General features: G+C 38.4%; 27 protein-coding genes. 2 read left to right on the top strand and 25 right to left on the bottom strand.

The annotated features are described in order from the left end of the window. Positions 1-27: 27 nt before the first annotated feature. From metK to SULBA_RS08410, 11 genes are all read right to left on the bottom strand, one after another. The gene (gene metK, locus SULBA_RS08360) at positions 28-1,242 is read right to left on the bottom strand and encodes a methionine adenosyltransferase (RefSeq protein WP_014769855.1); all 1,215 of its coding nucleotides are present in this window, start codon (positions 1,240-1,242) and stop codon (positions 28-30) included. A 230-nt stretch (positions 1,243-1,472) separates the two neighbouring features. After that, positions 1,473-2,366, bottom strand: coding sequence for an AEC family transporter (locus SULBA_RS08365; protein WP_014769856.1), 894 nt, complete (start codon positions 2,364-2,366; stop codon positions 1,473-1,475). Beyond that, positions 2,360-3,046 carry a leucyl/phenylalanyl-tRNA--protein transferase gene (aat, locus tag SULBA_RS08370; RefSeq protein WP_156790569.1) on the bottom strand — a complete coding sequence of 229 codons (687 nt, stop codon included), beginning with the start codon at positions 3,044-3,046 and terminating at the stop codon, positions 2,360-2,362. The genes SULBA_RS08365 and aat overlap by 7 nt, the downstream gene beginning before the upstream one ends. After that, positions 3,036-5,231 carry an ATP-dependent Clp protease ATP-binding subunit ClpA gene (gene clpA / locus SULBA_RS08375; RefSeq protein ID WP_014769858.1) on the bottom strand — a complete coding sequence of 732 codons (2,196 nt, stop codon included), beginning with the start codon at positions 5,229-5,231 and terminating at the stop codon, positions 3,036-3,038. Before clpA ends, aat begins: the two co-directional genes overlap by 11 nt. A 10-nt stretch (positions 5,232-5,241) precedes the next feature. Beyond that, a complete protein-coding gene (locus tag SULBA_RS08380; RefSeq protein ID WP_014769859.1) occupies positions 5,242-5,550 on the bottom strand; it encodes an ATP-dependent Clp protease adaptor ClpS in 309 nt (102 codons plus the stop codon). A gap of 9 nt (positions 5,551-5,559) precedes the next feature. Further along, positions 5,560-6,165: a TlpA disulfide reductase family protein gene (locus SULBA_RS08385; protein WP_041671833.1), complete on the bottom strand. Its 606-nt coding sequence runs from the start codon at positions 6,163-6,165 to the stop codon at positions 5,560-5,562. Positions 6,166-6,221: 56 nt separating this feature from the next. After that, positions 6,222-6,686 carry an SsrA-binding protein SmpB gene (gene smpB, locus SULBA_RS08390; RefSeq protein ID WP_014769861.1) on the bottom strand — a complete coding sequence of 155 codons (465 nt, stop codon included), beginning with the start codon at positions 6,684-6,686 and terminating at the stop codon, positions 6,222-6,224. A 13-nt stretch (positions 6,687-6,699) separates the two neighbouring features. Further along, a complete protein-coding gene (locus SULBA_RS08395) occupies positions 6,700-7,473 on the bottom strand; it encodes a 4-(cytidine 5'-diphospho)-2-C-methyl-D-erythritol kinase (RefSeq protein ID WP_014769862.1) in 774 nt (257 codons plus the stop codon). Next, the gene (gene csrA / locus SULBA_RS08400; protein ID WP_014769863.1) at positions 7,473-7,700 is read right to left on the bottom strand and encodes a carbon storage regulator CsrA; all 228 of its coding nucleotides are present in this window, start codon (positions 7,698-7,700) and stop codon (positions 7,473-7,475) included. Before csrA ends, SULBA_RS08395 begins: the two co-directional genes overlap by 1 nt. 1 nt (position 7,701) lies before the next feature. Beyond that, positions 7,702-8,490, bottom strand: a complete 789-nt coding sequence (locus tag SULBA_RS08405) for a pseudouridine synthase family protein (RefSeq protein WP_050985306.1) — start codon at positions 8,488-8,490, stop codon at positions 7,702-7,704. Between the two features lie 38 nt (positions 8,491-8,528). Beyond that, positions 8,529-10,574, bottom strand: a complete 2,046-nt coding sequence (locus SULBA_RS08410) for an ATP-dependent helicase (RefSeq protein WP_014769865.1) — start codon at positions 10,572-10,574, stop codon at positions 8,529-8,531. Between the two features lie 137 nt (positions 10,575-10,711). Between SULBA_RS08410 and SULBA_RS08415 the strand changes: the two genes are divergently transcribed. Further along, positions 10,712-11,635: a LysR family transcriptional regulator gene (locus SULBA_RS08415; protein ID WP_014769866.1), complete on the top strand. Its 924-nt coding sequence runs from the start codon at positions 10,712-10,714 to the stop codon at positions 11,633-11,635. On the opposite strand, the gene SULBA_RS08420 is transcribed toward SULBA_RS08415, so the two are convergent. The 6 genes from SULBA_RS08420 to SULBA_RS08445 form a co-directional block, all read right to left on the bottom strand. Further along, positions 11,625-12,077, bottom strand: coding sequence for a hypothetical protein (locus SULBA_RS08420; protein ID WP_014769867.1), 453 nt, complete (start codon positions 12,075-12,077; stop codon positions 11,625-11,627). The two genes, SULBA_RS08415 and SULBA_RS08420, sit on opposite strands and share 11 nt — an antisense overlap. Continuing rightward, complete coding sequence (locus SULBA_RS08425; RefSeq protein WP_014769868.1) at positions 12,070-13,791, bottom strand: M3 family oligoendopeptidase; 1,722 nt, start codon at positions 13,789-13,791, stop codon at positions 12,070-12,072. Before SULBA_RS08425 ends, SULBA_RS08420 begins: the two co-directional genes overlap by 8 nt. Positions 13,792-13,794: 3 nt before the next feature. Beyond that, positions 13,795-14,391 carry an aminotransferase class IV gene (locus SULBA_RS08430; protein WP_014769869.1) on the bottom strand — a complete coding sequence of 199 codons (597 nt, stop codon included), beginning with the start codon at positions 14,389-14,391 and terminating at the stop codon, positions 13,795-13,797. Beyond that, on the bottom strand, positions 14,354-15,253 hold the full coding sequence (locus SULBA_RS08435; protein ID WP_014769870.1) for an aminodeoxychorismate synthase component I: 900 nt from the start codon (positions 15,251-15,253) through the stop codon (positions 14,354-14,356). Before SULBA_RS08435 ends, SULBA_RS08430 begins: the two co-directional genes overlap by 38 nt. A 63-nt stretch (positions 15,254-15,316) precedes the next feature. After that, entirely contained in the window at positions 15,317-15,964 is a 648-nt protein-coding gene (gene bioD / locus SULBA_RS08440; protein WP_014769871.1) for a dethiobiotin synthase, read from the bottom strand. A 30-nt stretch (positions 15,965-15,994) separates the two neighbouring features. Then, positions 15,995-16,876, bottom strand: coding sequence for an AraC family transcriptional regulator (locus SULBA_RS08445; protein WP_245391402.1), 882 nt, complete (start codon positions 16,874-16,876; stop codon positions 15,995-15,997). An 84-nt stretch (positions 16,877-16,960) separates the two neighbouring features. On the opposite strand from SULBA_RS08445, the gene SULBA_RS08450 reads away from it, so the two are divergent. Further along, entirely contained in the window at positions 16,961-18,130 is a 1,170-nt protein-coding gene (locus SULBA_RS08450) for an aminotransferase-like domain-containing protein (RefSeq protein WP_014769873.1), read from the top strand. Here SULBA_RS08450 and SULBA_RS08455 read toward each other — a convergent pair. The 8 genes from SULBA_RS08455 to ffh form a co-directional block, all read right to left on the bottom strand. After that, on the bottom strand, positions 18,127-18,618 hold the full coding sequence (locus SULBA_RS08455) for a DUF2062 domain-containing protein (RefSeq protein ID WP_014769874.1): 492 nt from the start codon (positions 18,616-18,618) through the stop codon (positions 18,127-18,129). The genes SULBA_RS08450 and SULBA_RS08455 overlap by 4 nt on opposite strands. An 18-nt stretch (positions 18,619-18,636) precedes the next feature. Continuing rightward, the gene (locus SULBA_RS08460; RefSeq protein ID WP_014769875.1) at positions 18,637-19,500 is read right to left on the bottom strand and encodes a damage-control phosphatase ARMT1 family protein; all 864 of its coding nucleotides are present in this window, start codon (positions 19,498-19,500) and stop codon (positions 18,637-18,639) included. Between the two features lie 82 nt (positions 19,501-19,582). Next, the gene (gene rplS, locus SULBA_RS08465) at positions 19,583-19,939 is read right to left on the bottom strand and encodes a 50S ribosomal protein L19 (protein WP_014769876.1); all 357 of its coding nucleotides are present in this window, start codon (positions 19,937-19,939) and stop codon (positions 19,583-19,585) included. Between the two features lie 27 nt (positions 19,940-19,966). Next, positions 19,967-20,659: a tRNA (guanosine(37)-N1)-methyltransferase TrmD gene (gene trmD, locus SULBA_RS08470; RefSeq protein ID WP_014769877.1), complete on the bottom strand. Its 693-nt coding sequence runs from the start codon at positions 20,657-20,659 to the stop codon at positions 19,967-19,969. Further along, positions 20,659-21,198: a ribosome maturation factor RimM gene (gene rimM / locus SULBA_RS08475; protein ID WP_014769878.1), complete on the bottom strand. Its 540-nt coding sequence runs from the start codon at positions 21,196-21,198 to the stop codon at positions 20,659-20,661. Before rimM ends, trmD begins: the two co-directional genes overlap by 1 nt. Further along, positions 21,191-21,436 (bottom strand): KH domain-containing protein, encoded by a 246-nt coding sequence (locus tag SULBA_RS08480; protein ID WP_014769879.1) that lies wholly within the window; start codon positions 21,434-21,436, stop codon positions 21,191-21,193. Before SULBA_RS08480 ends, rimM begins: the two co-directional genes overlap by 8 nt. 2 nt (positions 21,437-21,438) lie before the next feature. Next, on the bottom strand, positions 21,439-21,669 hold the full coding sequence (rpsP, locus tag SULBA_RS08485) for a 30S ribosomal protein S16 (protein WP_014769880.1): 231 nt from the start codon (positions 21,667-21,669) through the stop codon (positions 21,439-21,441). An 85-nt stretch (positions 21,670-21,754) separates the two neighbouring features. Beyond that, positions 21,755-23,095 carry a signal recognition particle protein gene (gene ffh / locus SULBA_RS08490; protein WP_014769881.1) on the bottom strand — a complete coding sequence of 447 codons (1,341 nt, stop codon included), beginning with the start codon at positions 23,093-23,095 and terminating at the stop codon, positions 21,755-21,757. Between the last annotated feature and the right edge of the window lie 127 nt (positions 23,096-23,222).

The raw sequence follows: 23,222 nt of genomic DNA on the forward strand, positions 1-23,222 counted from the left end.
TCATCTTTACATGTAAAACAAAAATATCTATTTTTTGAGGGTTTTAAAAAGCTCTACTGCGTCAAGTTTTTCCCACGGATAATCACTCTGTCCTACTTGTCCACGTGCAGCAACATCGGCATACAAAAAGGTGTCTTCACTGGGTTTATCCAAGCCAAATTTTTCTGTAATCCAGCGAGGTGTTAAACTAAACGTATGAATCACAAATTCAGAGAGTTCATCATCACTCACACTGGTATACGTCCCAAAAGTATCGACTGAAATAGAAACAGGTTTTGCCACACCAATGGCATAGGAGAGCTGAACAGAGCATTTTTTAGCAAGACCTGCAGCAACAATGTTTTTAGCAATCCAACGTCCTGCGTAAAGCCCACTTCTATCCACTTTGGTGTAATCTTTACTTGATTGTGCTCCACCACCAATAGGTGCATAGCCACCAAAACTATCCACGATAAGTTTACGACCTGTTAATCCTGAATCATGCAAAGAGCTGTGGTTAACATAACGACCTGTTGGGTTAATATGAATAATTGTATTGTTAGGATCATACAACTCCGTTGGAAGCCCTGTATCGTCAATTAAACCCTTAATGAGTGTTCGTACCTCTTCAATGCTCATGGCTTCATTTGAAGGAGCTGAGACAACAATAGTGTGAATCTTTTGAGGTTTACACTCTTCAAAATTTTGCTTCGTTCCATAATCAATGGTCACTTGAGTTTTAATATCAACACCGAGTTTGTGGTTATGTTTTAGTGCATAATTATAGACTTTATCGCAAAGCATTCTTGCATACGTAATGGCAGCTGGCATAAAATCAGCGGTTTCGCAGGAGGCAAATCCAAACATAATGCCCTGATCGCCTGCACCAATTTCACCGCTTACTTGATCCACACCTTGATTAATATCACTGCTTTGTTGATTGAGTAAAACCTGTACTTTTACCTCATCAGGATGCAAACATTGCTCTTTAGTAAACGCCGATTTGCCATCGTAACCAATTTTTGCTAATGCATCTTTGACAATCTTTTCATAATCTGAAAAAGAGAGAATCTGCTTGGTATTGACTTCGCCACCAATAATAATGTGCTTACCTGCAACAAAAACCTCACTGGCAACCCGTGAATTTTTATCTGAAATCAAGAGTGCATCGACAATGCTATCAGCAATAATATCCGCACATTTGTCAGGATGCCCTGGACTTACAACTTCTGAGGTAAAAAGGTAGTGTGATTGTATTTCCATGTTTTGTTTTCCATTTCTTTGTTTTCCTGTTCCAAACACGTTTTAAAAAACTCTCGTTTTTTAAAAGCTTTTATACTTTCGAGGAAAGCATAACGTTTGTAAACTTGTTTTCCATCCTTTTGTTTTCCATTTAGGGTTGAAGAAAAAACCGTAAATTAAAAGTTAAAAGTTTGAACCAGAGTCTTTGGAGACTCACCATATTTTGAGAAATGTTATCGTAGTCTTTTCTTTCATAAAATGAGCTTATGCCAAAGCGTTATACTCAAAAACGAAAATAAAATCCCCAAAGCCAAAGCGTTAATCGCCAAATCCTTATTTAATCCACCACGAATTGCAAGCACCACCGCCATCGTCATAGGAGGCATAGCCACTTCTAAAAAGGTAATTTGCATGGCATCTGTTTTCAAATCTGCAAAATATACAAAATAAAAGAGCATCAACAAGGGCGTAATAAGCATTTTTATACTCAATGCCACAAGATTTTCTTTAAAATACAAAGGCATTGCCCTAAAATCAAGTTTCATCCCCACAATGGTGGTTACCAGAGGAATTAATGTCGCTTGAAATTTGTCCAACATCGTCTCAATAAATGAGGGAAAAACAGTACCTTGAAAATAAATAGCAGCAACAATGGCTAACAGTGGCGGTGAAAAAAACATCTGTTTTGCAACCTCTTTGACACCTCGCTCCTGTCCACCACCCCACGCAATAATCACAACACCAAAGGTTAAGAGTGCAATAAAACTTGCCATTTGATCGTACACCAACGCATACACCACATGGTCCAAAGAGTACAACGACTCAACATACGAGAAGCCTACAAATGCCGTATTACCAAAAATGGATACGATCATAACCGTAGCGAGGTCTCTTTTATTGAGTTTCATAACCCGCCCAGCACCGTATGCCAAAACAGATGCAATGCCCATTGCTATGTATGCAATTAAAATTACATTAAAAATTTCATCATTAAATTCAAGCTTTCTAATTTTTGACAAAGCCAATGCAGGAAGTGAAAAATAAATCACAAACTCGGTGAGGGCTTCTGAAATATCATGCTTAATACGCTTAAAGGCATACCCTAAAAAAACGAACAAAAACACGGGCGTAATCTGTTCTACCATGTGCCCTCCTTTAAGCCATTTTTGTTTAAGGTCTCTTGAGTCATCTTCAAAAAGACCTCACGGGATCTTTCTATTGCCCCTAAGGATTTAAGGTGCTCTGTGGGTAATTGGCAATCAATAAAATCACCCCCCAGAGATTTTACTTTGCGACACAGCCCAACCAAAGCACTTTTTGAGGCATCTGTTTTTATGGAAAACATCGACTCACCACAAAACATCCCTCCTAGATAAAGCCCATACAAACCACCCACTAAATTTCCTTCAAAAAAAGTCTCCACAGAATGAGCAAATCCTTTTACATGTAAAGCACAAAACGATTCAATCAATGCCTCATTAATCCAACTCTTTTGCCCTTTTGCAAGCCTTGTCTGCCAACACGAACGCATCACACGCTCAAAGCATGTGTCGTAGCGTATGTCAAAGTGTTTCATACTTTTTAAAAGGCTTTTGCTTTGTTTTATAGCATCGGGAAAGAGAATCAAACGGGGGTTAGGAGACCACCAAAGAAGAGGGTCATCTTCATTAAACCATGGGAAAATACCTTCGCTATAAGCGCGCAATAACCGTTCAGGCGCTAAATCACCGCCCCATGCCAAAAGCCCCTCATCACTCGCATCCAAGGGACTAGGAAACTCATAATCCTTTGGATGAAGCTGTGGAATAAGAATCTTAGTTGCCACCGCTGTAACTAAAAACGAGTTTTTTTGCCTTGAAATCGATGTGGCATACACCACCATGTTTTAGCTTTCCAAAAAGCACTTCCTCAGCAAGTGGCGTTTTAATTTGCTCTTGTATCACGCGACGCATCACTCGTGCACCCATCTCTTTGCTATACCCCTCATGTGCAAGGTATTTTTTAGCAGCCAAGGTGGCTGTAATTTCAACTTTTTTATCTTGAAGTTGTTCAGATAACTCTAATAAAAGTTTTTCTACAACATGAATCATAATAGATTCACTTAATGCAGAGAAATGAATCACTTCGTCCAAACGGTTTCTAAATTCTGGAGAAAAAAACTCTTTAATGGCATGATCGGTTCGAGAGGTTTCGCTTTTTGTAAAGCCCATCGTCGGTGCTTCTTTTGTTCCTAAATTGGAGGTCATAATAATAACGTTGCGAAAATCAATTTTCGTACCATTGTTATCCGTCAGCGTTGCACTGTCAAAAATCTGCAATAAAATATTGAGCATATCAGGATGTGCTTTTTCAATTTCATCGAGCAAAAGCACACAATAAGGATGCTTTTTAATCGCTTCAGAGAGTTGCCCACCCTCATCATAGCCCACATAGCCAGGAGGAGCACCAATAAGACGGCTTACGGTATGTTTTTCCATATATTCGCTCATATCGTATCGCTCAAAATGAACACCAAGCTCATACGCTAATTGCTTTGCTACTTCGGTTTTGCCCACACCCGTAGGCCCTGCAAATAAGAAAGCGCCAATGGGAGATGTGGGATTTCCAAGGCCTGCACGGCTTCGTTTAATCGCCTTAACCAAGGCTTCAATGGCACCATCTTGCCCAAATATCTTCGACTTCAAGTGTGCTTCAAGATGCTGCATAAGTGTACCCTCATCTTGAGTAACACTGCGATTTGGGATATTGGCAATTTTAGAAAGGACTGTTTCAATGTCGCTAATGTCAACCACTTTTTTACGTTTTTTCTCCAAATGAAACGACGCACCCACCTCATCAATCAAATCAATGGCAGAATCGGGTAAAAACTTATCGCTGATATATTTTTTTGCTAATTCAACCGAAGCTTTAATCACCTCTGTGGGATATTTGACACCGTGGTGCTTTTCGTAATGACTCTTCAGTCCCTTAAGAATCAAAAAGGCATCTTCCATACTGGGCTCTAAAACATCAATTTTAGCAAAACGACGGCTTAGAGCTTTGTCTTTATCGAAAAAATTACGAAACTCTCCATAGGTTGTGGCACCAATGCAGCGAATTTTTCCAGAAGCAAGGGCAGGTTTAAGCAAGTTCGATAAATCCATTGAACCACCGCCCGTAGCACCCGCTCCTACAATGGTATGAATCTCATCAATAAATAAAATAGAGCCTTTTTGTGCTTCTAATTCTAAAAGTATCTCTTTAAGGCGTTTTTCAAAATCACCCCGATACTTTGTCCCTGACATTAAAGAACCCATATCCAGTGCATACACAGGCGTTTTTTTGAGAATTTCAGGCACTTTATTTTCATAAATATGCAAAGCTAAACCCTCAACGATAGCTGTTTTGCCTACACCTGGCTCACCCACAAGCAGAGGATTGTTTTTCTTTCTACGGCATAAAATTTGCATCATTCGTTTTAACTCATCAGCTCTTCCAATCAAAGGATCAATGTTCTTTTGCTCTGCTAATGCAATCAAATCAATGGTATATTTACGAAGCGCACTCTCTTTTTCTTCCGCTTTAATCGCCCCTTTTTCCTCGGGTGAGCTGTGCAAGGTTACCTCTTCAATAATCAACAATTTATCAACACCGTGTTGCATGAGCAACGAGACACAAAAGGCATTTTGTTCATCCATCATAGAAATTAAAAGGTCATACACACTGGCTTCTGTTTTTCCTGCACTCTTTACATGTAACATCATCGATTCAATTACACGAGAAAGCGCCACCGTTTCTGCTGGTTCATAGGCGGTATCATTGGGAACAACTTGAGGGTGTGCGGTAAAATATTTTTCCATAGAGCGTTTTAAAAAGCCAATACTTAGCCCACACTCTTGAAGCAAATGAACAATATGGTCATTACTTAAAAGTGCAAAAAAGAGATGATCCACCGTTATATACTCAAAACGGTGCTTTCTAACAAACGCAATGGCATCATTAAAGACAAAATTAAGTTCTTGACTAACCATAGTTCCCTCCTTATTCTGATTCCATAATAGCACGCAGAGGGAATCGTTCCTCTTTTGCCATTTTACGAACCGTGGCTACTTTCGTTTCTGCAATTTCATAGGTATAAACACCGCAAAGCCCTTTACCTTTTTCATGCACAGCCAGTGTGATTTCTGTCGCTTTTTCTAAACCATGATGAAAAACCTGCATTAACACTTTAATAACAAATTCCATACTACTGTAATCATCATTTAATAAAAAAACACTGTAACGCTTTGGCTCTTTTATTTCAATTTCATCTAAGAGTTCATTTTCAAACCCATGCATAGGCTGATGCATCATAATCCTCTACTTTTCAATAAGCAAATCAATATCTTTTTGAATCACATCCAAGCCAACTTTACCAATGTAAAATTTGTTCTCTGGGTTCTTCTCATAAATATCGCTCACCTTTTGATAAACACCCTCTTTTAAAAGCACTTTAAAAGGAATTTGAAGCGCCTGTTTATAAGCAATATCTTGCAAAATGGTTTCAACCAATTTTTTATTTTTAGGTGAATTGCTAATAAAATAATAGGCATTGTACTTTGCCGCAAAATTCTCAATGACATATTCATCACTCACTTCTTCAAGGAAATTAAGCCCTATGAGCATCACATCATCACTATTTTGAAGTTGAAAATCCATCAACGCAGGCGCTTCTTCTTGACACGGAGGACAAAATGTACCAAAAATATCAATCAAAATGAGTTTTCCCTCATCTTCTTCAATGACAAAACCATTGTTTTTGCGTAACAAAGTCACTTTTGCCCCTGTAACGCTTTTAAGCTCAACTTTTTCACCCGCTTTGTAGGTCTCTTTAACCGCCATTGTTGCTTCACTTTTGGGTTCAGAACCACACCCAATTAATAAAAGTGGTAGCAAGATAAGCAGACGTGCAAGATAATATTTCATGGTGTGCCCCATATTTTTTGGTTTATTCTACTTTTTTTAGATAAATAATCTGTAAACTACTCTTTATAAAGATGATTTTTCATGGCTGTTTTAGCCTCACGTTGGGCATCTTTCTCTTTTAAACTCTCTCGTTTATCATGCTCATTCTTCCCTCTAGCCAAAGCAATCTCTACTTTAGCAAGATTTTTGGCATTAAAATAGATAGCTAAGGGGACAATGGTTAAGCCATCTTTTGCCACTTTCATCTCCCATTTACGTATTTGCTTTACATGTAAAAGGAGTTTTCGAGGCGCTCTTTCATTGGGGGCAAAATTTAAATTTGCGGTTGAGAGATGCGAAATATGCGCATTGAGCAAAAACGCCTCCCCTTTAATAATCTTCACAAATGAGTCTTTTAAATTGACCCTGCCTTGACGAATCGCTTTTACTTCACTGCCTTGAAGCACAATACCTGCTTCTAATTTCTCTAAAATTTCATAATCATGAAATGCTTTTTTATTACGTGCAACGGATTCACCCATATCTCTTTACCTTCTATTTCTCTTTCATTCTAAAAAAACTGCTACCACTCCCACTAAAAAACCATCCCTCTTTTTCATATGACCTAAGCTCAGGATACGCCTGTAAACAAGCAGGGTACAAATCATTCAGTTCTTCTTTGCCAAAACTTTGCAGCAAAGCCTCACTGCTCATATCCACCATAGATGCGGCCAAAGAAGGATTGATGAATTGCAAAAAATATTCCCTGTACGTACGATACACACGAGCAGTATCACACGCAAGTGGTGGCGTAAAAACATCCAAATCCAATGGCGCTTCATCATAAGCTTCTACCTTTTCACCAATACCCCTGACATTGGCACTCGTATACCCTGAGGCAAAAAATGCTACATCCGCACCCACCTCAGCACCCAATGCCATCATATCCTCAGCACTCAATTTTAAATCTGCCCGATCATTGAGCATTTTTAAAAATGTGGCAGCATCACTACTGCCACCTCCAAGCCCTGCACCTGAGGGGATTCTTTTGTTTACATGTAACGCCTCATGGTGCATGACATTTTGTATCTCTGTATCAAAACCGTGTTTTTGCAAAGTCTGAAAAATCTTATACACAGTGTTCTGCTCTAAAGCACAGTTAAAATCCCCCACCAACTCAAAAGGCATACGAGATGATTTCGGTACAAAACTCAACGTATCAAACAGATGAGAAACAAGCATAAAGCGTGAAAACAATTCGTGGTAATTGCCACGAATTCCTACAATTTTCAAAAAAATATTGACTTTAGCATGTGCTTCATACTGCATTATTTAAGCTTCTTACTTAAATCTAAAAGTACGTCAGGGCGAACACTTTTACTGGCTTCTATATTGGTCTCTTTAATGGCTTGAGCAAGTTCTTCACGCAAGATCATCATCTCTTTAGGAGCATCAAATCCAAGTTTAACAAGCCCTTTGGATATATCAATCACCCTCACCGTAATCGTTTCGTTTAAAACAACACCTTCGCCCACTTTTCGTGTTAATATCAACATCTTATGCCTTTAGCGATAATGAATTTAAAAGGTATTCTACTCCATCTGCACTGATTTGCACAATGCTCAAGACATCATCGTTGAGCAAATAATAGACACCTTCTTCTTGTTTTTCAAAATTTTCAACCTGCAATTTTCGCCCAAGCAACACATCACTTGCATCACCACGATAACAATTGATAGGCAAATCAAGATAGTCTAAGGGATTGAGCGCTTTTTCATGCACATAAATGAATGCACCCTCATTTAAGCGATGTAAGGCACTTAAAGAACCACTAAATCCCAATTTTTGAGCCATCAAAGCACCCATACTTCGCACATACCCACCCTCTGAAATCGTAATATCAAAGGTTAAAAAAGGATGCGCATAATGCACCAAACGACAATCATACACATGACTCGTGATAGTTTTCATCTCAAAATCTTGTTCACTGCGTGCTAAATCGTACGCCCGTTTACCCTCTATTTTTTTAGCCGAATATTTAGGCGGTAAATAGCTTATATCCCCTAGCATACTTTGAAGCATAATGGTAATGGAATCAGGATGAAAAGGCATCATCTCTTCAACATGCTCAATTTTCTCACTATCTAACGTAGGACTTGAAGCGCCAATCCATAACGTAGCACGGTAGGTTTTAGGCGCTTTTTTTAAAAAACGGAACAGTTTGGTAAACTGACCAAATGCCACAATTAAAACGCCCTGAGCAAAGGGGTCAAGCGTGCCTGAGAACCCTGCTTTTTTTACACCATAACGCCTTTTGATACGACTTAAAAAATGGTTACACACCATGTTCGCTGGCTTATATGCCACAAAAAGACGGTTTTGCACTAAATTTTCTCGACAAAGGAAGCCAAAATATCACGTTTGGTTCCACTAAAATTAATTTGTAATTTAAACTCCCTACCCACCTTACTCACTTCAGTGACACGACCAATTCCAAAGATTTTGTGTTTGACCAAATCCCCTTTTTTAAACGATGTGGTTCTCTCTAAAATCAAACTTCCCTCACACACCCCTGCTTCTTTTAAAAAACGGCTTTTTGAAAGTTCCGTTCGTCTTCCTTTGTAAAAACGACTTCCTGAAAAACTAAGGGTCAGCTCTTTTTTTGCTCTAGTAATGGCGACATACCCCAAACGACGCTCTTCTTCTATATCGCTTCCATCGCCAACCAATGGGAAAAATCCCTCTTCCAGACCAATCACAAACAGGTATTCAAACTCTAAACCTTTACTCGCATGAATACTCATAATGGAGATATTCTCACTATCGATCTGATCTTGATCGCTCTGCAATGCCAATTCATTTAAAAAATCATCCACGCCCATCTGCGGATTTTGTTTCACATAATCTCGAAAAAGTCCATAAAATTCATCAATGTTGGAGAGACGCTCTAGCGAGTCTGGTTGATTGTTATAATACTCTTTAATGGCAAACGCCTCTTCAATTGCATCAATCATATCGTAGGTGGAATGGGCTTGAATGGTTTGCATACGAGCAATATTGTGAACAAACTCTTTGAGTGCTAGCGCTGCTTTTTTACTCGCCTCTTTTTCAATCCCTTCCTCATTACATGTAATGTACTCATAAATGGATTGCGTGTTCTCGTACGCTGCTTTAAAAATGCGTTCCATCGTCACTTTTCCAAGACCCCGTTTAGGACGATTGATAATGCGCTTGATGGAAAAATCATCATGAGGATTGGCAATGACACGGAGATAACTGATGACATCTTTGACCTCAGCACGCTCATAAAACTTTACACCCCCTACCATGTTGTAAGGAATTTTCTCTTTGTTAAGTCCCTCTTCTAAAGAACGACTCAGCGCATTAATGCGGTACAACACCGCAATATCCCTAGGATTTACACCGCTTTCAATAAGCTTTCGAATTTTTCGAGCAATGCTTAACGCTTCTTGATTTTCATCATGTGATTCGAGGACTTCAATGGCTTTGCCCTCCCCTTTTGTACTCTCTAAGACTTTACCGATGCGTCCACGATTGTGGTCGATTAAATCATTTGCCGCTTTAAGAATCTGCGTGGTCGAGCGATAATTTTTTTCAAGTTTAACAATTTTTACATTTTCAAAGGATTCATGAAATTCCAAAATATTTTTAATATTTGCTCCACGCCAGCCATAAATACTTTGATCATCATCGCCCACCACGCACAAATTGCTGTGTGTATGGCAAAGCTTACGAAGCAGTTTATACTGCAGTTCATTTGTATCTTGATACTCATCGACCATAATGTATTGATAGCGTCTACTGGTCTCTTCACATAAAGTCTCATCGCTCTCTAAAATTTTATAAGGAAGCACCAAGAGGTCGTCAAAATCAACTAAATTATTGGAAAGCAGATAATCTTCATACTGTTCATATAATTTTGCAATAATTTGATAATTTTGCTGTTCTGCCTTTTCCCATGCGACTTTGGGGTCCAGCAAAGAAGTTTTATACCGTGAAATTTCACTAGCAATCATTCCTGTTGGAAGTTCACTGGATGTATTTAAATTTTTTAAAATACGTTTTTTATCATCGGTGTCAATGACCACAAAACTGTTCTTACGCCCTAATTTATCCATGTGAAATTTTAAAAACAAAAGACCAAATTTATGAAAGGTACACAACAGTGGGGGATACGAGTGTGAATTTATCATTGCCATAGCACGTTCTCGCATCTCGCTAGCAGCCTTATTCGTAAAGGTTAGCGTAAGCGTATTGGCTGCTGGAATGCCTAAAGAAAGCAAATACGAAAGCCTTGTGGTAATGGTTTTAGTTTTACCACTGCCTGCGCCTGCTAAAATAAGCACAGGGCCATCCACACATTTGATTGCATCTTGTTGTGATTCATTTAACGTCGCTAAATCTTGCATCGCTTTTCTACTTTTGTTGATATAGTCTTTATTATAGCAAAAAAAGTTTAAGCCAAACGTAGCGTTTCACTCTGCCTAAATTTATTAATTTTAGTTATAATGCTTATCATACGTTTATTTCCATAAGGATCGTTCACATGCTTAAAGATTTTTCTAAGATAGAGACATTTTTAACCGTTATTAAAGAAAAAAGCTTTTCAAAAGCCTCTAAAAAGCTAGGTATCAGTCAACCCGCTGTCACACAACAAATCAAACTTTTAGAAGAGTATTTGGATGTGCAGATTGTTGATCGTAAAAAAAATGGTATTAAGCTAACCACTGCTGGAGAAGAGCTCTATAAAGTTGCGATCAAACTTGAAAAACAAATTTTAGCAGCAGAACGTGAAATGCTAAGACTTGTCAATAAAGAGGTTATTTTTGTACTAGGGGCTTCTGCGGTGATTGGAAATTACATTCTGCCCGATTTTCTCAATGACATTCAAGATGCCATTAAAAACAATGTTATGCTTAAAGTTGAAAATACAGCAGACATTACCGAAAAGCTTTTAGATAAAAAAGTGGACCTTGCCCTTGTGGAAGCGCCCTACTTTCAAGAAGGTATTATTTACAGAGAATGGATGGAAGATGAATTGGTCATTACCAGTAAATCCCCTCTACCAAAAAACCTCACTAAAGAAGATTTACTGAGCTTCAATTGGATTTGCAGAGAAGAAGAGTCGCATACACGAAAAATCATTCATGACACATTTGAAAAAATCGATGTGGATTGCAAAAGCTTTAAGGTTAAGAGCATACTCACTAGTTCAACGGCGGTGAAACAAACTCTCTTAAAATCAAATATTCAAGAAGGTACACCCACCGTTTCCATCCTCTCAAAATATATTATTGCTGATGAAATCGAAAGAGGCGAACTTTTTACTGCTAAGATGAAAGGCTTGAAGCTCACACGAATGCTCTACTTATGCTACTTAAAAGATCGCAAACACGATGCGCTGATTGACAGTGTCATTAACTATCTTATGAGTAAACACCCTAATAAAGCAATCGTTCCTACTTTTTAATCAACTTTTGATTTTCAGGATTGGCCATCAACGCTTCCATTGAGCGTTTGATGCCATTATCCTTTGGCGCTTTTTTCAGTACCTTAGAAGGTGTGCTTAGATTGATAAACACGGGCACCTCTTCAATAACAATTTGCAAAATAGCATCCAATGGAACACTTACCAAAGAGCCAAAATTATCATTCCCAAATCCTGCCTCAAAACTGAGTATATCATTGTAAATTTGCGCACTCTCAAACGTGTACCCTGCTAGAAAAAACATCGTAATAGGTTTAAAATTATGAGTAATACTCTCAGGCAATTCAGGATTAAATCCAACATCAGAAATATTGGTTAAAATCGAAAAAGAGACCCCTTGTTTAAGCAGTAAGTCAATAATCTCTTTGGTATGCTTTTGCATTAAAGCATGAAAAGCATCATCGCCTAGCACTGTTTCAATCATCGCACAATCCTTTAAACTCCGCTAAGAGGATTTCAATTTCGCCAATACCCAATTTCCAAAAATTTTCATCTTCAATGTCAAACCCAAATTTTTTAATGAGCTCTTTGGGACTTTGACTTCCCCCTGCACTTAAAAATGCGGTATAGGTTTGCACAAAGTGGGCTTTATCGCTCTTTTTATATAAACCATATAATGCCAAAACCAACAACTGCCCATAACTGTACGCATAGCAGTAAAAAGGCGAATGAATAAAATGAGGAATGTAGCTCCACCACAATGCATAATTTTTAGAGAGGGTAATACTTGTGCCAAACATTTTTTGGCTCTCTTCCATCCAATAAGCATTCAACGTCGCAAGGTCTAACTCACCCTCATGCGCATGGACTTTTCGCTCAAAAGTTGTAAAGTTAATTTGACGGTAAAACGTTGAGAAAATATCCTCAATTTTACTTGCATATAAAGAGCGTTTCTCCGCTTTGCTTAAATCGTCTTTGATCGCATCAAACACCAACATTTCCGCAAAAACAGAGGCTGTCTCAGAAGTTGTTAAGGGTGTATCACTCCCCAAATAGCCCACACCACGAGAAAGATACTGATGAATCGCATGTCCTAATTCATGGGCTAAAGTAAACAAATCACGCCTGGTATTGGTGTGATTTAAAAGCACATAAGGATGGGTTGAGGGAGTTGCAGGGTGCGAAAACGCCCCTCCTCGTTTTTTATCTTTTGGAAAAACATCAATCCAACCATTTTCAAATGCCATAGATGCAATTTCATAAAATTTTGGATTAAACTTTTCAAAAGCTTTAAGGACAATCTCTTTAGAGGTATCAAAATCGTATCGTGCATTGGATGTCTCAAGTGGAGCGTAACGGTCGTACTCAAATAATTCTTCAAGCCCTAAAAGTTTTGCTTTTTGTGTGTAATACGCTTGCACCAAATGAAAACTATTTTCAGCACTCTTCACCAAAGCATCGACACTTTTTTGTGTAATTTTATTATCAATATGGCGAGGGTGTTCTGCACTTTTATACCCACGCAATTCACATTCATTGGCAAGATCGGCTTTAATCATATTGAAAATATACGCCAATAACGGCTGATGCTCTTTAATGCCTTTTGTAAAAACGCTCGCTGCTTTTCTTCGTACCTCACGGTTGGCATCTTGCAGCTTACTTAAAATCTCTTCTTCTGAAAGTTTTTCTCCCTCATAACTAAATTTTAAACGGCTAAAATGCTCATCAAAAAGCCTGCTAAAAGCAGACGCAGAAGTCATCTCTTTTTTGAGCAAAATGCGCTCTTCTTTTTGTGAAAGCTGGTAAGGTTTTTCCTCTATCAACGATTCCAAATAAAACTTGTACATGGGCGCAGAGGCTATTAACTCTTCTTGTTTAGGTTTTGAAAGTTTGTTAAATTCTAATTCAAAGAAGAGAAGATTCTCAGCGATCTTGCTGTATTCTTGTTGATATTTTGCATAAAATCCACCCTCTTCACTGTTCGTAGCAAAGCGTAAAAACGCATACGTCATAATGCGTCCTAGTTTTTCGTTAATTGCTTCGTATTCACGAATAGCTTCTAAAAATTCATTGACATGTAACGCTTTTAGTTTCCCTTTGCACATCGTTTCTAAGCTTTTAGCACGGCTATTGGCATCCTTTAAATCACTCTCCAAAGAGGCTTCATTTTCATATAATGCGCTAAGTTCCCAATTCAAATTTCATTCCTTAATAAGTACGTTGTGAAGGATTTTAAATCCAATAAGTGCATTCATTATAGCAAATTTCTGCGCTTTTTGAAGGCTTTGGCGTCTTAGCGGTGCTTCTTTTAAGAATCCACTTAGAAGCAACCGAGCACGTGTTGTTCCCTCTAAAAGGGGATGTGTTGGGGTGTACCATTGTCCATCGATTAATAAAGCAATGTTTGCAATGCTGGTATCTTTTAAAACATCTTTACATGTAAAGATTACATCATCAAATTTCCCTTGAAGGTCAGTTGCTAAGAGTGTTCTATCACAATATTTATACGCATACGATAGCTCATCACGTTCCATCACTAAAAAACGCTCAAACAAACGAGGCACATAGGGAAAATACTCCACCTTTTCAATACCTGACGTATACTCGACACGCACCCGATAAAGACCCTCTTTTGGAGGCGTAAGATGCTCACTTAAGCGTATGCTCTCCTTCGCACCATAGAGTGCATGGCGTGTTTTATCAAACCGTGCTTGATGAAACGCAAGATGGTATAAATATCCATCTTGCACTTTAATCGTTTCAAAACACGGGGAAATAGACTTTATCGCACACCTCATCGTACTCCTTTTTTGCCTCACTAAGCACGGTAATTCCTCCACCACTTTTAAAGACATACCCCTCATCCGTTTTCTCTAAAAAACGAATCAACACGGCACTATCAAGCATTGTGCCATCGTAAATTCCAAAAATACCTGTGTAAAAGCCTCTATCGTATCCCTCAATACGCTCAATAATCTCCACGCTGCTTCGCTTGGGTGTTCCGCTGATGGAACCTGCTGGTAAAAGGGTGGAGAGAATATCACCAATGCGTTCATGCCACTGCTCGTCCAATGTTCCTTGAATATGAGAACTCACTTGCAACAATGTTTTATCCGATGTATGCACTTTTTCAATATAACGAAATTTTTCCACACGCACTTCTTTGGCAACCATGCTGAGATCATTGCGTAACAAATCAACCACCATAACATGCTCTGCTTTTTCTTTTTCATCGCCCAATATAACCGCTTCAGCATTAGGAACACTCGCATCAATCGTCCCTTTCATGGGGTACGTATGAATCTGATTGGCTTGTATTTTAACAAATCGCTCAGGAGAAAAAGCAACAAATTGGTCTTTAAAATAGAGTTTAAACGGTGCGTGTGCTGCGTAAAAAAGTGACTTCAAATCAAAGGACACTTCCACTTTTGTTTGGGCTGTAAGATTTAGCATATAGGTGTTACCTGCTTTAATCTCTTCCATCACTGCATCAAATTTTTGAAAATATACCTCTGGAGATGGATACGTTTTTTTACATGTAACTGCTTTACATGTAAGCTTTTTTGAAGAACAAAGAGGTGTTTCAAACGCATACAAAACATCCTCATCCAACAAAGAGAGCGCTTTAGCATATACATTCTTTTGCGCATAATCAATCACAAAGAAAAAAGGCTCTCTTCTTCTTCCAAATGCATTCAAGCGTTCACACGTTTGAGCGTTCAATCACACACCCAAACTTCGTAAAATATTCGGCATATCCTCTTGAACGGAGAGCACTCTGCCAAAAGTTTTTTTCAAAAATGGCAAGCTAATAGTATCAAAATGTGTTCGTTCTGCTTTAAAATTAATACACCACTCATAATCCTCAACGCCCAAACTATCTAAAAGATGTAAATTAAGCAAAATGTCATTAATGCAGCCCAATTGGTCATGCCCAACCAATAAAGTTTTCGCTTCAAAAAGACGAATAAAATCGTACATGTAAAGGTCTTCTTCAATGGGGACTAATAAACCACCAGCTCCTTCAATAAGGACAATATCACATAAAGATGCTATTTTTTCATAAGCATGTTGCAACACGTCTACATTAATTTTCTTACGTCCTTTTGCCACAAATGGAGCCGCAGGAAGTTCAAAACAGTAAGGAACAATCTCTTTTAAAGAGAGTTTTTCCAAATCAGGATGGTAACGCTTTGCCATCTCAAACAACATCACGGCATCCAAAGGCGCATCCATCACCCCTGTTTCAATGGGTTTCATTACCCCCACTTTTAAACCTTTTGCACTCAGTGCTTCGAGAAGTTTTAGCGTCGTATAGGTCTTTCCCACATTGGTATTGGTCGCTGTAATAAAAATAGGAGAATATTTCATTCTAAGCCTTTTATTTTTTAAAAATTATACCTATTTAAAACGCACTGGCACACAAAAGTCCAAATCAAAACGTTCATCAGCGTTAATAAAATGATTTTCTCTATAAATAGCAAACGAAGGAAGGGCTACTTTTTCATACTCGCTTGCACATAACCATTCATGATAAATCACATCCATATACTTTTTTAAATCACCATACACCCCTTGAAGCGAAAAAACCGCACACAGTGTTGGAGGAATATGCATAACCCCAACATCCCCATTTCGATAAAAACGACCCGAAGAAGGAAGCTGCAAACACGCAACATAATGACACTGTGACGATTCGACAAAACGAGGGTTGCTGTGGTGTAACGCTATCATGGTTTGTTGTGAAAACGCAACGCCTTGCCTGAGTGCCCAATCTTGCAATTTAAGCCATGCCCTTTTGATACTTCTATCGTACCCCTTATGCCTTACGTATGCCACGTAAAAGGAAGGCATTGTTTGAATCTTTACATGTAAAGGTTTTTCCAAAAAACTCATATCTTTTTTTTCATTTGCCTTATCCACTTCTCGCCACTTTGTAGGAGTCACACCAAAATTCTCTTTAAAGGCTTGTGTGAAAGAAGCATTCGAGCTAAATCCAACCTCTTGCATGCTATGGCTAATGGTAGAATGGGGATTAAAAAGGAGTAAATTGGCGGCATGCTCTAACTTTACCCGTTTAATATACCCATGCACACTCTCGCCAACTCGCTCTTTAAAGACACGATTGAAATGAAAAGGAGACATCGCAACCAATGACGCCAGTTCTTCCACTCCATAGTTCTTTTGCAAATCTTTGTGAATATAAAAAAGCACCTCATTGATACGTTCAAGGTGATCGTTTTGCGTACTTTGTCTGTGTTTCATCCGCAAATTATAGCACAAATGGACAAAACAAATCCCTCATTTTATGTGGTTTAACAAAAGGTGCATTGCTATAATGAGGCTATATTTTTACAAAGGTTTATTATGCAAACCAAATTTGCAAAACGTGTTACCACCGCATCACGCTCGTTTACACGAACCATTCTCGATTTAACTGCCCAAAATAAAATTATCTCGTTTGCAGGTGGACTTCCTGATGCTGCCTTATTTCCTAGAGATGCTATAGAATCGCATGCAAAAACCCTCTTTGAAACACAAGACAATCGCCTCTTTCAATACAGCAATGCCTCAGGCGTTGAAGCCCTTAAAGTGGAGATCGCTAAGAAATACCTTCATACCACTTCCGCACAGATTATGCTTACCAACGGCTCTCAACAAGGGCTGGATTTGGTCTGTAAAACCTTTTTGGATGAAAAAGATTGCATCGTCGTTGAAGACCCAAGTTACCTAGCCGCCCTTGGTCTGTTTCATATGTACAATGTAACCATCAAAGCAGCACCTCTAAGCTCAAAAGGCGTTGATACGGAAGTTTTGGAAGTTTTATTTAAAGAACATTCACCCAAATTTTTCTATACAATTCCTATTTTTCAAAACCCAACAGGTTATTCCTATACGTTAGAGAATCGTCACGAAGTGGCACGTTTGGCTCAAAAGTACAACGTCATTTTACTTGAAGACAGCCCGTACGAGGCACTTCGTTACGATGGCATTCAAACCACTGCCTTTGCAGATTTGCTCCCAGAACTTACCATTGCACTTGGAACGTTTTCAAAAACACTCGCCCCTGATTTTCGCATCGGTTGGATGAAGGCTCCTCAAGAGATCATCAGTGCCTTAACGCTGTGCAAAGAGAGCACGGATCTTCAAAACTCAAAGTTTTTCCAACACATCTGCGCCAAAATGATGCAAAGTGGCGAGTTAGAAGAACATACCAAAATATTGATCGAATACTACCGCCCTAAACGTGATGCGATGGTAGACGCACTGCATAAATATTTTGGCGATAGCATTGAATTTGTAGTCCCTGAGGGGGGTATGTTTATTTGGGTGAATTTTAAAAAGTGTGCCGATAGTATGAAGCTGTTTGATGTAGCTATCAACAAAGGCGTTGCATTTGTCCCTGGAAGTGTTTTCTTTGCCGATAAACGTATCAGCACTTATGGAAGACTCAACTACACCAACTCAAGCTTAGAACAGATTGAAGAGGGTGTAAAAGCGCTTTATACGGCTTATCGTGAAATACAAGGCGCTTAAGAAGAGCGCTTTTCTTCACTTTTTTTTCGCTCTTTTCGTACCGAATGAATCCATAGCCAATCCACACAAAAATAGACCAAAGGGGCTAAGGTAGAAGCATAAAAAAGGGTTCCAACATATAAGGGTAAAAAAATAGAGGAAAAATGGTTCTCAAACCACGCAAGGCTAAGCTCCACAGGTTCATGCTCAATGCCTAAAATATAGCTCCCTGTGACGTACTCAACATAATACATAAACGGCATGGTTAAAGGGTTACTGAGCCAAACCATAGAGAGCGCAATGGGGACATTAAATTTTAAAAAAAACATCATCCCCATAACAGCGACCATTTGAAAAGGCATAGGAATAAGCCCAATAAAAATACCAATAAAAAGTGCACGTGTCACCATTCTTCGGTTGATTAAAAGATATTCACGAGAAATATTATATTTTTGAATCAAACTATCAAACCGACTTGAAGATGTACGGTGTTTAAACAGTTTCCTCATTGGCCCTATCCTTTGCTCTCAAGCATGTGATGCTTTACACACAATATCACCCAATGTAGCGCCCACTGCATTAGCTACAACAGAACATTTCACTTTAAATAAAAAAAACAAAGGAAAGCCTTTTGTCTCTCCCAAACATTCATAGTTTCCCATGCCTTTAGCAATAATACACCCAGCATTATCAAAAATAGCCCTTGCTTCATCGTGCATAAGCTCCAAAACAAGCCCAGGAGTTGGAACACCACTGTCTACGAGTATTGCAACATCATCCATACCAGAATCTTTAGCATCTTGATACGTGAGATCATTAATAATAGGCCGACCTCTTACAAAATAGTAGACCACTATATCAGGATAAAGCTTCTTAATCGTCTCAATATAAAGCTTATCAAAAATTTCTTCTCCTGCGTTATCGGCTAAATAAACTAATGTTTGTGCAGAAGCGAGCCTTTGCTTCAATGTCGCTACATCATCAATGGCAAAAGGGGTGTGATAAATCTTTTCTAACTCTTCTTCTAAATCATACAGCATGACAGCAGCTAAATCAATGACATTGCCAGCTACAGCAGTTTTTGTAGCAATAAGAAAAGTATCCTCTGCTTTTTCAAGGTGAGAAAGACAAAGTGGAATAAACGCTTTTGCTTTTTGAGAAGAGTCTTTTTTAAACACTTGATACAAATCCTCTACACCCAAAACGTCTGCCATCGCTTCGTAAAGAGGAGCAGCATTGTATGGGGGCGTTTGGTGCATATCAAAGTGTTCAATCATCTCTTTTGCTAGCAGATCAATCGCATGTGCTTTTTCAATGTTTACATGTAAAAGTTCACACACTCGCTTACTTTGATCATAAATACATGACAAACAGCGCTCTTCAATTTTCATAAAAAACTTCTAAAAATAGGATAAGGAAAGGGGAATGAAGAAGAAAGGAGTAACATGTTTTTCGTTACTCCTCAAAAAAGTATTATTTTCTAAGTTCTCTAATTTTTGCAGCTTTACCACGTCTGTCTCTAAGATAGAAGAGTTTTGCACGTCTTACAACACCACGTCTAAGAACAACAATCTCATCAATGCTATCAGAATAAATTGGGAAGATTCTCTCTACACCAACACTGTTCGCACCAATTTTTCTGACCATAAATGTCTCGCCAGTACCAGTTCCTCGTCTAGCAATACAAACACCCTCAAAATTTTGAACACGTTGTTTATCGCCTTCAACAATTTTTACAGCCACTCTAAGCGTATCACCTGCTCTAAAAGCTGGAACATTTTTTTGTGCAATTTGTCCTGCTTCAAAAGCGTCAATATATTTATTTCTCATCTATTATCCTTTGATCATATCTAAATTCTAATGCTTCACGCAAAAGCGTGAAAACAGATCGGGTCTGAAATATTTTGTTTTTGATTCAGACATTTGATTTTTTAAGCCTGTAATTTTAGCGTGATTTCCCTTTAAAAACTCTGAGGGCACAGATTTATTTTCATAAATCGGCGGTTTTGAAAAACACGGTGCCTCTAAAAGAGGACTTTCAAAACTCTCTACTGCTAAAGAGTCTTCATTTCCCAAAACACCTTTAATGTTACGACTAATCGCATCACTCATCACCAGACTCGGAAGCTCCCCTCCCGTTAAAACATAATCACCAATGCAAAAAAGCTCATCGGCAAACGTCTCAATAACACGTTCATCAATTCCTTCATACCGCCCACTCACAAAGACTAAATGCTCTTTATGTGAAAGCCTTTTAGCATCATTTTGTGTAAAAAGCTTTCCTGCTGGCGTTGGGAAAATAATGTATGCCTGCGGAGATTCTTTTTTAATATGCCTAAGGGCATCAAATAAAGGTTGTGCAAAAAGAACAAGTCCTGCACCACCGCTGGCTTGATAGTCATCTACCTTACCATGTTTATTTTTCGTATACATCCTAGGATTTACAAAAGAAACCTCTAAAAGCCCTTTTGCAATGGCACGTTTTAAAATAGAGTCTTCAAAATAAGAAGCAATAAGCCCCTCAAAAAGGGTAACATACGAAAACCGCATTAAGAGTTCTCCAAAATACCCAAACCATCTTTCACATACACACGTTTATTTTCTTTATCAAACGAAATAACATACCGCTCAATATAGGGTACATAAAAGAGTTTTGCCAAACCTTTTTCCAGTAAAGCAGCTTCCGTTTTTACCACAAGATAATCCGTAACCCCAATGCGTTCAATTTCATCTACAACACCCAAACATACCAAATCCTCATCTATCACAGATGCGCCGATTAAATCAAACCAGAAAAATTCGCCTTCTTTGAGAGCGCACTCTTTCATGGAATTCTCTTGCGATGTGTACAAAATGGAATTGACAAGTTTTGCGGCCACTTCTCTTTCTTGAAAGCCTACAAAAGAGATAAGCCCACGGGCATGATTGTATGAAAAAACCTCAAGAACTTCACCTTTTTGAGTGGTGAATGTCTTACCTTTTTTAAATTGTTCAGGAAAATCACATTCCAAGTAGAGCTTGAGCTCACCTTTTAAACCCACAAGTCGCCCAATTTTGGCGACTTCTATCAGGGAAGATTGATTATTCATCGTTGGCTTTAACGGTCACTCGATACGAGATGCCATCTTTTGCCTTACATCCAGAAATAAGCGTTTTAAGCGAATTAATCATTTTGCCGTCTTTTCCAATTAATTTACCCGTATCAATTTTATCGGCGTAAATAACCACTTCACAAAATGTTCCATCAACATCGCTTCTCTCGACTCTTACACCTGCTGGATTGTCCACCAAAAGTTTGGCAAACTCTTCGAGAAATTTTTCAATCATGATTATTTACCAGTGATTTTTGCAACCCTGTCACTTAGCTTTGCGCCAACACTTTTCCAATACGCAAGTCTTTCCGCATCAAATTTGATGGTTTGAGGATTGCTTAGGGGATTGTAATAACCAATTGTCTCAATTGATCCACCATCACGTTTTTTTCTGCTGTCTGTTACGACAATTCTGTAAAACGGTGCTTTATTTCTACCCATACGTGTTAATCTTACAACTGTTGCCATTCTTATGGTCTCCTAATGTTTATGTTTCGTTTTTTACAACTTATATTTACATGTAAGCTTACATGTAAATATAAATCGTCACACATTAACGAAGGTGTGCGTGTTTATTTTGAGAAAGCATGTTTTGCAAATCTTGCATTCCCTTTTTGCCTGAGAATTTTTTTGCCATTTTTGCGGCATTTCCAAATTGTTTTAAAAAGCGATTGACTTCCACTTGTGAAAGTCCTGAACCCTCAGCAATTCTTCTTTTTCGACTGTTATTTAAAAGCTCTGGATCTTCTCTCTCTTTTTTAGTCATGGAACCTATCATCGCACGGATTCGCTTCATTTCAACCGAATTTTCCATATCAACGTCTTGAAGCTTTCCCGCCATTTGAGACAATCCTGGGATCATCCCAATGAGTGATTTCATACTTCCAAGCTTTTTCATCTGCTCCATTTGTTCTAAAAAGTCATTAAAGTTAAACTGACCCTTTTTAATCTTTTGGGTCATCGCTTTGGCTTGTTTTTCACTAATGATACCACTGGTCTTTTCAGCCAAAGTCTCAAGGTCACCCTCACCCATCAAACGATTGACAATACGCTCAGGGATAAAATGCTCTAAATCCGCAACTTTTTCACCCACACCGATAAATCGAAGTGGAACACTTGTTTGCTCTGCAATACCAAGAGCAACACCACCCTTACCATCGCCATCAAATTTGCTTAAAATAACACCACTTAAGGTGATTTTTTCATGAAAGGTTACCGCACTCTTAACCGCATCTTGACCCGTCATAGCGTCTGCTACATAAAAAATCTCATCAGGTGTGACTTCTTTTTTTATAGACGCTAGCTGCTCCATCAATTCTGTATCAATAGCTAAACGACCAGCCGTATCAATTAATACAACATCATAAAGCCCTTCTTTGGCTTTTTTCATTGCATTTTTAGCAATACCTAGAGGATGGGTACTATTATCTTCAAAATACAAATCAATTTCGTTTGCTTGACACAGCTGTTTTAATTGTTCTACCGCTGCCAAACGCTGAAGATCACAGGCAACAACAAGCACTTTTTTTTGTTTTAGTGTTAAATAATTAGCTAACTTAACCGTTGTGGTTGTTTTACCACTTCCTTGTAAACCTACCATCAACACCGTTGTAGGTGGTTTTGAAGCAAAAACAAAGCCTTGCTTACCAGGAACCGTTAAAATTTCTGTTAATTGTGTCTTTAAAGAGCGTAAAAAATTGGCTTGTCCAATGCCTTTTGCTTTGGTTTCTATTTCTACTTGACGCAATAAATCTCGTACAATTTTATGGTGAACATCTGCTTTAAGAAGGGCTTTTTTTAGGTTTTCTAAGGCACTTTTTAAAGATTTTTCATCATCACTGAAACGAATTTTATTAATAGCAGATCGAAATGAATCGGTTAAAACCTCAAACACAAGTTATCCTTCTTAAAATTTCTTCATGATTCTTTTTTAAAGCGACGCATTATATAAAAGCAATGCTTTAAACTAAATAAAACCTTAAAAACACTTCAACTTTTTGAAGCCATTATATGCGATACAA

The sequence above is a fragment of the Sulfurospirillum barnesii SES-3 genome, assembly GCF_000265295.1.
Lineage (GTDB): Bacteria > Campylobacterota > Campylobacteria > Campylobacterales > Sulfurospirillaceae > Sulfurospirillum > Sulfurospirillum barnesii.